The 12,394-nt window shown below is 60.0% G+C and carries 9 protein-coding genes; 2 read left to right on the top strand and 7 right to left on the bottom strand.

Going from position 1 to position 12,394, the window contains the following annotated elements; all coding sequences use genetic code 11:
* Positions 1 to 67: 67 nt before the first annotated feature.
* Both AAE029_RS01745 and AAE029_RS01740 read right to left on the bottom strand, forming a co-directional pair.
* A complete protein-coding gene (locus AAE029_RS01745) occupies positions 68 to 1,687 on the bottom strand; it encodes an ABC transporter substrate-binding protein (protein WP_371071060.1) in 1,620 nt (539 codons plus the stop codon).
* Positions 1,688 to 1,925: 238 nt separating this feature from the next.
* On the bottom strand, positions 1,926 to 3,023 hold the full coding sequence (locus tag AAE029_RS01740; RefSeq protein ID WP_371071059.1) for a LacI family DNA-binding transcriptional regulator: 1,098 nt from the start codon (positions 3,021 to 3,023) through the stop codon (positions 1,926 to 1,928).
* 375 nt (positions 3,024 to 3,398) lie between these two features.
* Between AAE029_RS01740 and AAE029_RS01735 the strand changes: the two genes are divergently transcribed.
* A complete protein-coding gene (locus tag AAE029_RS01735; RefSeq protein ID WP_371071058.1) occupies positions 3,399 to 5,597 on the top strand; it encodes an alpha-amylase family protein in 2,199 nt (732 codons plus the stop codon).
* Between the two features lie 97 nt (positions 5,598 to 5,694).
* Here AAE029_RS01735 and AAE029_RS01730 read toward each other — a convergent pair whose 3' ends face one another.
* Complete coding sequence (locus AAE029_RS01730; RefSeq protein ID WP_371071057.1) at positions 5,695 to 6,507, bottom strand: IclR family transcriptional regulator; 813 nt, start codon at positions 6,505 to 6,507, stop codon at positions 5,695 to 5,697.
* Positions 6,508 to 6,826: 319 nt separating this feature from the next.
* Between AAE029_RS01730 and AAE029_RS01725 the strand changes: the two genes are divergently transcribed.
* The gene (locus AAE029_RS01725; protein ID WP_371071056.1) at positions 6,827 to 7,972 is read left to right on the top strand and encodes a LacI family DNA-binding transcriptional regulator; all 1,146 of its coding nucleotides are present in this window, start codon (positions 6,827 to 6,829) and stop codon (positions 7,970 to 7,972) included.
* Here the strand turns inward: AAE029_RS01725 and AAE029_RS01720 are convergent.
* The 4 genes from AAE029_RS01720 to AAE029_RS01705 form a co-directional block, all read right to left on the bottom strand.
* The gene (locus tag AAE029_RS01720; RefSeq protein WP_371071055.1) at positions 7,936 to 9,006 is read right to left on the bottom strand and encodes an ABC transporter ATP-binding protein; all 1,071 of its coding nucleotides are present in this window, start codon (positions 9,004 to 9,006) and stop codon (positions 7,936 to 7,938) included. The two genes, AAE029_RS01725 and AAE029_RS01720, sit on opposite strands and share 37 nt — an antisense overlap.
* A 25-nt stretch (positions 9,007 to 9,031) precedes the next feature.
* A complete protein-coding gene (locus AAE029_RS01715; RefSeq protein ID WP_371071054.1) occupies positions 9,032 to 9,913 on the bottom strand; it encodes a carbohydrate ABC transporter permease in 882 nt (293 codons plus the stop codon).
* Complete coding sequence (locus AAE029_RS01710) at positions 9,906 to 10,832, bottom strand: carbohydrate ABC transporter permease (protein WP_371071053.1); 927 nt, start codon at positions 10,830 to 10,832, stop codon at positions 9,906 to 9,908. Before AAE029_RS01710 ends, AAE029_RS01715 begins: the two co-directional genes overlap by 8 nt.
* A gap of 123 nt (positions 10,833 to 10,955) precedes the next feature.
* On the bottom strand, positions 10,956 to 12,254 hold the full coding sequence (locus tag AAE029_RS01705; protein ID WP_371071052.1) for an extracellular solute-binding protein: 1,299 nt from the start codon (positions 12,252 to 12,254) through the stop codon (positions 10,956 to 10,958).
* Positions 12,255 to 12,394 lie beyond the last annotated feature (140 nt).

The following is a 12,394-nucleotide window of genomic DNA, read 5'->3' as shown; positions in this document are numbered from 1 at the left end:
CGATGCCGGCGCCGGCTTACCGAATTCAAATCTGTCTCCGAGCCATCCCCAGGGATGACCACCCCGATCAGGCCTTGATCTTCGCCTTGGTCAGCGGCCAGTTGACGTAGCCGGAGACCACCTGATAGCCGAGGTCCACCTTGGGCGAACGCACGATCATGAAGCCGTTGTTGGAGACCGGCAGGATTACGGCGTCCTTCAGCGCCTTGATCTCGATCTCCCGGACGATCTCCAGGCGCTTGGCGAGATCGGGCTCGGCGAGCGCCTTCGCAAGGAGATCATCGATGCCTGGAATAGCCACGCCGTAATGGCTCATATTGGCGCCACCATTGCCGTCCGAACGCACCTCCGCGCCCTTTGCCAGATAGGTGACGATCGCCTGGGTCGGCACCGGCGGCAGAGCCGAGGATTGCTGTGAGAGCGTATTGGTGCCGATATTCTGGTCGGCGTGGAAAGCCGTATGATCCTTGATGTTGAGGTTCATATTGATGCCGACCTTACGCAGCTGCGCCTGGATCATCAGCATGATGGCGGAGAAGTCCTCGCGCTGCGAGGTATCGTTGTTGAAGCTGAAGCCGTTGGGAAAGCCCGCCTCGGTAAGCAGCGCCTTGGCTTTTTCCGGATCGTATTTGTAAGCCACCTCCGCCGGGATGGTCTCGGCCGTGAAGCCGCCGGGGTAGGATGGCGGATTGAGACCATAGGTGCGCTTGCTGATCGGTGCGATCGCGGTCGTTATCTCGTCTCGGTCGATGGCATAGAACAGCGCCTGGCGAACGCGAACATCATCGAACGGCTTCACCGTGACATTGACCTGCATGGTGAAGAAGCTGCCGGGGCTTACCACGTCGAAGATAAGGTCGGATTCGCGCTGGCTCATCGAGGCGGCCCAGCCGGGCGCGCGGACGCCCTCGATCAGGTGCACATCGCCGGAAAGGATCGCCAGCGTGCGCGCCGTCGTGTCGGCAATATAAAGACATTGCAGCTTTGGGGTCGCCGGCGGGCCGTCCCAGTGCTCGGCATTGGCGACCAGGAGGACACCCTGCGAGGGATCCTGGTTCACCGTCTCGAGGACATAGGGACCGGTCCCGATCGGATCGGTGCCGATGGGCTCCTCGCCCTTTTCCAGGATTGCCTTCTTGCTCATGATCGAGCCGTCATAGTCGCTGAGCGCACCGAGCAGGAACAAAGGATCCGGCTGGCTCAGCTTGAAGGTGACGGTATAGGGATCATCGGCGACGACTTCGGCAATATTGGCGAATTTCGGACGCACGCCCCCGACGCGCACCGCGTCGCGAATGCGATCGAAGGTGAACTTGACGTCCTCCGACGTCATCTCGCCATAGCCCTTGTGGAATTTCACACCCTGGCGCAGCTTCAGCGTCCAGGACCTGGAATCCGGAGTCGACGTCCAGCTTGTGGCAAGGCGCGGCACCAGTTCGTCCACGGTCGCAGGGAACTTCCAGAGCGGCAGATCGACCAGCTTGTCATGGATGTGAATGATCGCCCAGTTGTCCACGCCTTGGATGGATTTTGCCGGATCGATCGTGCGCAATCCGCGCGCCGCAAAAGCAATTCGCAATGTGTCTGTGCTTTGGGCGAACGCCGCCTTTCCGAGGCTCGTCGCCAGACCGGCGCCGACGACGGCGGCCGCTGAATTTTCGATAAATTTACGCCGAGTAATCGCCATGCTTCGATCCTCCCTTATCGAGGCGCTGCATCCCGGCTGCGCTAAGTCTTTATTTTTCTTGCGATCGCGGCAGCTATGGGTCGACGAGCAACGCATGGCTACGGTAGCGCTACCAAAGGAAGGCGTCAAGTTTGTTCGGGCGCTTATTTGTGCGAAATCAGAAAGGCATCTATTCCAAAAACGCCTTGCGAACGAACGCAAAACGTGCGTGACCAAAGATCACAACGGACGGAAGTACTCAGGTTCCGGTCGGCGCCTGCTGCGTAAGCAAGCCCTGACGATCCGTACTGCCGCGTTTCCTGATTTCGAACCCGAGATCGACAATCCTATCGCCGCTGTCGTCGCCATTCAAACGGCGGCGCAAGGCCATTACGGCCTGATAGCCGGATTGCCACCGGGGGCTGCGCACGCTGGTAAGCGATGGATGGGCAGCCTCCATGATGTCAAAGTCGTTGAAGCCGGCGATCCCGAAGTCCTCAGGCACGCGAACGCCGCGCTGCACGCATTCGAACAGGGCGCCAATCGCCAGGATGTCGTTATTGCAGAAGACGGCATCCATCTTCGGCTCTGCATCGAGCAATTGCGCCAATAGCTGCCGGGCGGTCAAAGCCGTCGCAAAGCGGCGCGCCTCCCAACCGACACCGTCGGGAACATGCTCCCCGGTGTCGATCGGGGTCATCAGGCGTGGATTGAACATTCCCGCTTCGATCAGCGTGTCTCGCAAGCCCGTGTAGCGGCCGAGCGAACGCCCGTTCATCCAGCCGGCAAGAAAGCCGATATGCTTGTATCCGGCTTCGATCAGATGTCTGGTCATGGCCTTTCCAGCCTCATAGTGGGAAAAGCCGATAATTGTGTCGATCGGATCGTCGGTCAGGTCCATGATCTGGATCACCGGGCAGCCGGCATTTTTCAGCATTTCGCGGGATCGCTCGCTCTGCTCGGTCCCCGATACGATCATTCCCGCCGGCTTTTGCCGCAGCATCTGCGCAATCAGACGTTCCTCTTCCTCGGGCTGATAGCGCGTATTGCCCATCTGTATGTGCAGATCGGTCCCCTCGACGCCGTCATAGACGCCCCGCAGCACATCGGAGAAGATGTTCTGGGTGAGCGATGGTACCAGAACGCCGACGACGTCGGCTCGGACCGAGGCAAGCGCACGGGCGCTCAGATTGGGAACATAGTTCAGTTCGCGCACCGCCTTGTCGATGCTCTTGCGCAAGGCCTCCGAAACCTGGGACGGATCGCGCAACGCCCTCGAAACGGTGATTGCGCCGACGCCGGCAAGCCGGGCGACATCGGCGATTGTGGGACGACCATCGGTCCGGCGACTGCGCAAAATTAATGCCCCCTGCTCTATCCGGAATATCGACCGCGGCTCCCTGTTTCCCGGCAAGGACCCGGCTGCCGTTCATCAAAGCAAACGAAGTCAATTCCAAAAAGTAACATTGAAGTCAACGCAGGCGGCCGATCTTTGCTGATGTGCAGAATGCCGGATCGCCCTGCGCGATCCTCTGGCGGCGCTGATAACCTCTCTTGCGCCGCCTGCAGATTGCGCCGGTTTGTGGCATTCTTTGATAATATTTTCGCGGTGCTCACGAACGGTTTGCGGGTATTTTCCGCATCGTGAAATTCTCTGCAAAAGTCGGCGACGAAGCTTCGGTTTCATTTAGTTTGGCGTCGTAGATCAACTGAAACGAGGGTGGAGATATCAATGGGATCGGAGCCTTGGTACCGAACAGCGTCGCGATGGGGCCAGACAAATCTGGTCGAGATCGACCCGGCGCGTTACGACGAGCAATGGTGGCGGGAGCATTGGCGCCGGACACGCATTCACGGGGTGATCGTCAATGCGGGCGGGATCGTCGCCTATTATCCCTCGAAATTTCCGCTGCACCACAGGGCCGAAGCCCTTGATGACCGCGATCTCTATGGCGAGATCGTCAAGGCGGCGCGTGAAGAGGGCTTGAAGGTCATTGCGCGCATGGACTCGAACCGCGTCGCGGAGGATTTCTACCACGCCAATCCGAGCTGGATCTGTGTCGACATCGAAGGCAAGCCCTACCGGCAGGCCGACAAGTACGTGACCTGCATAAACTCGCCCTATTACAGCGAATATCTCCCGCAGGTCATGCAGGAGATTATCGAGCGCACCCATCCCGACGGCTTTGCCGACAACAGCTGGGCAGGCATCCCGCGCAAGAATATCTGTTACTGCCAGCACTGCTCGCAGCAGTTCCCCGCATGGTCCGGCGTCGAATTGCCTCGCCGCCACGACTGGGCCGACGAAAATTATCGGCTCTGGATCCGCTGGAACTACAAGCGCCGGACGGAGCTGTGGGAGCTCAACAACAGGATCACCACGGAAGCCGGCGGCAAGGATTGCCATTGGATGGGCATGATCAGCGGCGACGTGCTCAACAACTGCAATCGGTTCATCGACCTGCCCTCCATCCTTGCCCGTAGCCCGATCGTTATGCTCGATCACCAGCGCCGCAACGGTATCGACGGCTTCGAGGATAATACGGAAGTCGGCAAGCGGCTGCACGAGGTCGGCGGCTGGGACAAGCTCATTCCGGAAAGCACCCCGCAGTACCAGCTTGGATCGCCGGCGTTCCGGCTTGCGAGCATGCCGCCTGCCGAGGTGCGACTCTGGTCGTCGTCAGGCTTTGCCGGCGGCATCCAGCCCTGGTGGCATCACATCGGTTCGATGCACGAGGACCGCCGGCAGTACAAGACTGCCGAGCCGATCTTCAAATGGCACGAGGCCAATGAGGAGATCCTCATCAACCGTCAGCCGCAGGCCGACGTCGGAGTGGTCTGGTCGCAGGGCAATCACGATTTTCATGGTCGCGACAAGGCCAGCGCCCGGACGATGAACCCCTATCGCGGCACCGTCAGGGCGCTGGACAGGGCCGGTATCACCTATCTTCCCGTACACGCCGACGATATCGGCAAGGCCGCAGGCCGCTTCAGCGTCCTGATCCTTCCCAATCTCGGGGCCATGTCGGAGGCGCAGGTCGCGGCCGTTGAGGCCTTTGCCGCTCAGGGCGGCTCGGTCATCGCCTCGTCGGAAACGAGCCTCTATGGCGAGTTCGGCGACCAGCAAGCGGATTTCGCCCTTGGGAAACTCTTCGGCGTTCATCGAAAGAGCGACAGCTACGGCGATCAGGAGGCCGCCAATCCCGATATCGAGACCAGCGTGCGCCATACCTATCTGCGCCTTGCGCCGGAACTCCGCGCCAAGATCCATGGCCCGACGGATCGTACTGCGCCTGCGCCCGACGGAAACCGGCACCCTATCCTTGCCGGATTCGAAGAGACCGACACCCTTCCCTTCGGAGGCTTCCTTCCGGCTGTGAGCGTCGATGACGACGTGAAGGTGCTGGCAACCTTCATACCGGATTTCCCGATCTATCCGCCGGAAACGTCCTGGATGCGCAAGCCGCGGATCGATCTGCCATGCATCACCGTTCGCGAGACCGCTGGCGGCGGCAAGCTCGTCTGGTTCGTGGCGGATCTCGATCGATGCTTTGCGCGGGACGACCAGTTCGAGCATGCGCGCCTGATTGCGAATGCCGTCAACTGGATGCTTGGCGATCGCTCGCTTCTGAAGCTCGAGGGGACACATGGTCTGGTGACGGCCACGCTCTACCGGCAGGAGAACCGGCAGATTGTTCATCTGAACAATCGCGTCCTGACCTCCCGTGTGCCGGGCCGGCAGAACGAGCTTTTGCCGATCGGCCCGGTCACGTTGCGCTTACGCAAGGAGCCCGGTCGCGATGCCCCGATGGAAGCAAGCCTCAGGGTCAGCGGACGAAAATCGAAGGTCGGAACGGATGGGCATGAAGTCGTGATCGAGGTCGGTGACGTCTTCGACCATGAGATGGTCGTCATCGATTGGCTTGCCTGACCTGAAGCACCGACTGCCGATCCGCCTTAAGGGCCGGCGGTCACCCGAGAACTACGCTCGTCTACGAGCAGCATACGGCCGAGCGCCATCTTCGGTATCACGTTGCCATGAGATTTGGCGGACTTGCCACGCCACCGAGCGCCACCGTTAGCTTTTGAGATGCCTCGACAAGCAGATGCCCGAGCATCGGCACGCGATCCCTGGTTATTCTCGCCGACAGACTTGAGATGGAAATCGCGCAGATCGCATCTCCCCGGTGATTGAACACAGGCGCGGCGACGCAACGCAGGCCGGGAACAAACTCCTCATCATCAACGGCATATTTCTCTTTTCGTATGTCTTCCAGATTGGCCTGAAGCGCTTCCTGCTGGATCAATGTATTGGCTGTGAACCGGCGTCCTCCCTCACGCTCGATGATCGCCGCCGCTTCTTCAAACGGACAGGTCGCCAAGATTGCCTTGCCCATCGCGGATGCGGTCATCGGAGCCTTGCCGCCGACGCGGGTGACGCTGCGAATAATGTCCCGACTTTCGATCCGGTCGACGAACACCATTTCACCGTCCTGCATGAAGCCCAGATTGACCGTTTCACGCGTCTGATCGCGCAGGCGCCTCAAAAACGGCAGTGCCGTCGCCACGATATTGCTTCGGCGCGTAAATGCCGTTCCGATGGCAAACGCCTGCCGGCCGATGTGCCACATGCGATCATTGGGATTGAACTGGATGAACTGGCGTTGTTCCAATGTTGTCAGGATGCGATGAACGGTCGATGGAGCAAGGCCCGTCCGGCTTGCCAGGTCTATCAGACGATTGCCCTCCTCATCTTCTCCCATGGCTTCGAGCAGCATCAGGGCGCGATCAACCGATTGAACGCGCCCATGCAAATTCTTCTCTTCCGAAGGCTCTCCCATCCTCGTTCCTCCATTTCCGGCTGCCCGCTTGAAGATGAATGCGATGCCGAGCCAGCGTATGGTAACGCTACCAATCATGCTCGTCAACGATACCGGACCGCTTGAAACCAGCGCAACTCGGGTTGAGCTCATAGCGTGTCGATGGCTGACCGAAGCCGCATCAGATCCGCACGGCACGGCTCCAGCCCGCGTGGGCAGCTCCCTGACCTCTCGGCACATGTTTAATTTTCGATCCTGATTTGTTGACGGCCGGCTAGCCATAACTGCCGTCCGGCGGGAAACATCGCCAAATTCTGATATTTGCTGCTATGATAAAAAGATGAAAAAGGACAATCCGTTACCCAGTCGCAGGACCGATGGAAGGCCGACGATCGCCGATGTCGCCCGACATGCCGGTGTCGGCGCGATCACCGTATCGCGGGCACTGCGCGCACCCGGGCAGGTGTCCGAGACGCTGCGCAACAGCATCGAGAAGGCAATCCGCGAACTCGACTATGTTCCCAACCTCAATGCCCGCGCACTCGCTTCCATCCGCACCGACATCATCGGCGTCCTTGTTCCGGCGCTGACGCAGAACATCTTCGCCGATGTGATCCGTGGCATCTATGACGGTGTCGAAAAGACGAACCTGCAGATCCAGATCGGCAACACGCGGTATGAACCTGACGAGGAGGAGCGGCTTATTGCGCAGATGCTGCGGCAGAAACCCGCCGGTCTGATCGTCTCCGGCATCGACCAGAACGAGGGCGCGCGTGCGATGCTCAAGAACGCCGGCTGCCCGGTGGTCCAGATCATGGATCTGACGGACGACCCGATCGATACGATCGTTGGTTTTTCACACCATGCGGCCGGCAAGGCCATGGCCGAGCACCTGATCGAAAGCGGCTATCGCCGCATCGGCTTCATCAGCGGCTGGATGAACAATCGTTCCCTCGGCCGCCTGACTGGCCTTACCGACACACTCAAGGAAGCCGGACTCTATGATCAGCGGCTGATCCGCTCAGCCAATATCGCCGCACAAGAAGCCGTCGACGGCATCGGCTGGGAGCCTAACCGCATCGCGACGCCGCTGATGGGCCGGCAGTTGCTCAGCCAGTTGTTCAAGCTCGAGCCGCGCCTCGATGCCATTTTCTGCAACAACGACATCATGGCCCTCGGCTCGCTTTTCGAATGCATGCAGCGCGGCATTCGTGTGCCGGAAGATTTCGGGATCGCCGGCTTCAACGATTTCGACTTCATGGAGGCGGCTTATCCGACCCTTTCCAGCGTCCGCACCCCTCGCTGGAAGGTCGGCAACGAGGCGATCCTTGCTTTAAGGCGTCGTCTCGACGGCGATGCGACCGGCGAACGTGTCATCGATATCGGCATCGAGATCATGAAGCGCGGCAGCACAGATCGAAAAGGTCTGCTTCGGCGCACGTCCGAGCCTTATAGCGCTATCCCGCTGGCACCGTCGAAGACATAGACTTGGTCGCTGTTCACATTTGCCTCGAAGCGGGCACCATAGCGGGCAGGATAATCGCCATCGACGATCGCGGTCACCGATTGCCCGGCCAGATCGAAAACCACGTGGGTCTGCGCGCCGGTCGGCTCGACAAGAAGTGTCTGCCCCGCCAGCATCGTGCCCGCGCCTGTCGGCGTGAGATGCTCGGGCCGCAGCCCAACCTTGACGGATTGGCCGGCCTTGACCTTGCGCTCCGGTGCGATGCGGATCGCCGTTCCGTCGGAAAGCCGCGCGGCCGGCTGGCCTTCCACTCCGTCGACCACGGCATCGAGCAGGTTCATGGCCGGTGAACCGATGAAGGCGGCGACAAACAGATTGGCGGGACGGCGATAGAGCTCGATCGGCTCACCCTGCTGCTCGATGTGTCCCTGGTTCAGCACCACCACGCGATCGGCAAGCGTCATTGCCTCGATCTGGTCGTGGGTGACATAGATCGATGTCGTCTTCACCTTCTGATGCAGCGCCTTTATCTCCGAGCGCATCTGTACGCGCAGTTTCGCATCGAGATTGGAAAGCGGTTCGTCGAACAGGAAGACGGCCGGATTGCGCACGATCGCGCGGCCCATGGCGACACGCTGGCGCTGTCCGCCGGAGAGTTGCGAAGGCTTGCGGTCCAAGAGGCTCGTGAGCGCCAGCATGCGCGCCGCCTCGCCGACCCGCTGCTCGATCACGGCCTTCGGCTCTCCCGCAAGCTTCAGGTTGAAACCCATGTTTTCGGCGACCGTCATGTGCGGATAGAGCGCATAGGACTGGAACACCATGGCGATGTTGCGCTCGCGCGGCGTCAGATCGTTCACGACGTGTCCGCCGATGATCACCTCCCCGCCGGTGATCTCCTCGAGTCCCGCGATCATGCGCAACAGGGTCGACTTGCCGCAGCCCGACGGACCGACAAGGGCGATGAACTCGCCATCCTCGATCGAGAGGGACGCGCCGTGAATGACGTCGAGGGCTCCGTAGGCCTTTCTGACATTCCTGAGTTCGACAGATGCCATTGCAGATACTCCGATAGATAGGCGCTCAGGACTTCACCGCGCCAGCCGTTAGGCCGGCGATGATGTGCTTCTGGGCGAGGAAGAAGACGATGATCGTCGGCAGGATCGTCAGCGTGATGAAGGCCAGTATGAGCTGCCAATCCGTGCTGAACTCGCCCTTGTAGACCATGATGCCAAGCGGCCAGGGATATTTGGACTCCGAGTTCAACATGATCAGGGGCAGGATATAGCTATTCCAGCTCCCAACGAAGGATATGATCCCGACCGTTGCTATGATCGGCCGCGAGAGCGGCAACGAGATGTGCCAGAAGAAGCGCAAATAGCCGCATCCATCCACAAAGGCGGCATCGAAAAGCTCCGACGGCAGGTTTCGAAAATAGTTGCGGAAAAGCAGGATGCTCATTCCGAGACCAAAAGCCACCTGCGGCAGGACCACACCCCAATAGGTATCCAGAAGACCGAGATCGCGAATGCGGATGTAGAGGGGCAGAATGGCGGTGGCGGCCGGAAACATCAGCCCGATCAGGAAATAGTTGAGCAGATAGTTGGCGCCAAAGAACTTGACATGGGCGAAGCAGAAGGCCGCCATCGCCCCGAAGGTGAGCGTCAGGAACACCGTCAGGGCCGCAATCAGCAGCGAGTTGCCCATCTGCAACCAGTAGCGCTGGCTTTCCAAAATATCGAGATAGTTGCGCCACTGCCATTCATGCGGTAGCCCGAACGGATTGCCGCGCAGTTCCGACATTGTCTTGAAGCCGCCAAGCGCCGTGCTGATGAGCGGAATGACGACGAGGCCGGCAACGATCAGCAGCGATACGTAGAGATAGGTCCGGGTGCCGATGCCGAGGCGTCGGCCGGCGCTCGGCGCCGTTGCCGCATCTATTGGGGGTGCTGAGATCTCAGTCATTTCTCATGAATATCCGCTTGTAGCTGAAGGCGAGTGTGACGCAGATGATGAAGAGGACAACACCGACGGCGCTGCCGAAGCCGACCTGCATGCGTGTCACGCCGAAGTTATAGAGGAAGGTGACCATGGTCTGGGTCGCGTTCGATGGCCCGCCACCGGTCAGCGGCATGATCATGTCGAACAGTTGCAGAGAACCGACGACGGCAAAGAAGACGGAGAGCCGGACAGTCGATCCAAGCAGCGGCAGCGTCACGTAACGGAATTTCTGCCAGCCGGTCGCGCCGTCGATTTCCGCGGCCTCAAGAACGCTTTTGTCGATCGCCTGAAGACCGGCGATGAACAGCATCATGTGAAAGCCGAAGTATTTCCAGACGATGACGCCGAGGATCGCATACATGGCGGCCCCGCGGTCGGCGAGCCAGAAGGGCGCTTCCACGCCGAGGAAATGCGCGATACCAGCGACAAGGCCGAAGTCCCCGTCATAGACGAAACGCCAGATCATGCCGGCGGCGACGTCCGCCAGCACGTAGGGCAGGAAGAAGATCAGGCGGAATGTGAGGGCACCCTTGATGCGGCTCGAGACCATGGTGGCGAGCCAGAGTGCCAGCGGAATCTGCAGCAATAGGGAGGTCAGGATGATCAGGCCGTTGTTGATCAGCGCCTGTGTGAAAGCCCCGTTGCGGAAGATCAGCGCATAGTTGCGAAAGCCGACCCATTGTGTCGGCAGGCCATATCCATTCCAGTTATAGAAGGAATACCACGCCGCCTCGCCCATGGGCAGAATGACGAGCACCGTGAACAGCATCAGTGCCGGCGGCAGGAACAGGACGAGGACCGGCCATTTCGTGCGTGCCAGCGAGCGCTTTCGCCGGATCGGGCTGGCGATGGCCCCCGGGACCGAGGTTGATTTCACTGACATGTACGTCTCACTCATCGCAGTATCGTTCTCCCGCGCCTTCCGGCCCGCGCCTTCTGGATTGGCCGCGATTGCAACGAAGCCGGCGCCCGCATCGAAACCTGCGGGGCGCCGGCTACAGCCGGATCACTTCGCTTCGAGCGAATATGCGTCCTGGATCTGCTGGGCGGCATCGGCTGGCGATATCTGGCCCGCCACGATTTCCATCGTCATGTCGTTGACAACAGCGCCAACATTGGGACCGAGATCCTGATCGAGGAAATTCTGGTGCCAGGTTTCCTTGTCGAGCGCATCCGCACTGTCCTTGAGCAGGGGATTTTTGACGCCGTCATTGGCGCCTTTGGCGATCGGCAGCATGCTCGTCTTCTCGGCAAGCAGACGCTGATTATCCGTATCGCTGAGGAACTTCAGGAATTCCTCGGTTTCGGGCGGTGCGTTGATGGTGATCACCCAGCCGTTGAGGCGACCGAGATTGTCGGTGACGAGACCAGGACCATCGCTGACCGTCGGGAACGGGAAGCGACCGATATTGTCGTCCGGCTGCCCTTTTCCATCGGTCGCGCCCGCCGATTGCGTCAGATTGGTGTTCTCGAAACCGAGCAACATGGCCGCGCGGCCGTCGCCGAAGGTGGCAAGCGCGTCGTTCCATGTGGCGCCGAGATAGCCCTTCTGAAAGGGTTCGAGCTTGCCGAGTTCAACCAGATGTTCGCCCGCCTTGATGAAGGGTTCGCCGGCAAAGCCGTCGCCTTCGCCGGCCTTGGCCGCTTCGAACCCCTTCTGGCCGGCCTCGCGCATGGCAAGATAGCCCCAGTAGAAGTGGATCGGCCACTTGTCACCGCCGCCGCCGGCGATCGGTGTAATACCGGCTGCCTTGAGGGTCTTCACGGCGCCGAGGAAATCATCCCAGGTCTTGATCGTGGATGCGTCGATACCGGCCTGCTTGAACAGCGCCTTGTTGTAGAAGAAGGAAACGAGGCCGGTCTTGTAGGGTGCGCCCCAGGTCTTGCCGTCGAAGGTCATGCCTTCAACCGCAGCCGGGCTGAGCTGATTGCGCCATGCGCCGCCATTGGCATCAAGCGCCGGTTTGATGTCGCGCAGCATGCCCGTATCGGCCTGCGCCTTCAGCACACCGCCGCTCCAGGTATAGAAGACGCTCGGAGGCTCGTTGGATTGCAGCAGCGTCGGGAGCTTCGCCTTGAAAGCCTGGTTTTCGAGAAATTGAAGCTCGACCTTGACGCCGGGATGCTGCTTTTCGAAGGCATCCGCGATACCGCGCCAGGTGCTGACGATGCTCGGAACGGACTCAATATGAAGCCAGCGGATGACCGTTTCCGCCGATGCCGGCGTCATGCTTGAAAAGAACGCAGCCGCGCCAATGGCAGCAGCGCAGAATTGCCCAACGCGGCAAACTTTGACAGTATTCATATCTCGCTCCTCCCAGTAGCGATTTTTTACCGTACCCGGATTAAATAAACGGGCTGGCCGCTTCCCTGTCAATAGGAAGCGACGCTTTCCTGCGTCAAATTAGACCAATTCGTCTCCTCCCAATCAAATTCATGTTGCGC

Source organism: Sinorhizobium sp. CB7, assembly GCF_041357635.1.
In the GTDB taxonomy this organism is placed as follows: Bacteria; Pseudomonadota; Alphaproteobacteria; order Rhizobiales; family Rhizobiaceae; genus Rhizobium.
This window is presented reverse-complemented; position numbering and strand designations above follow the sequence as displayed.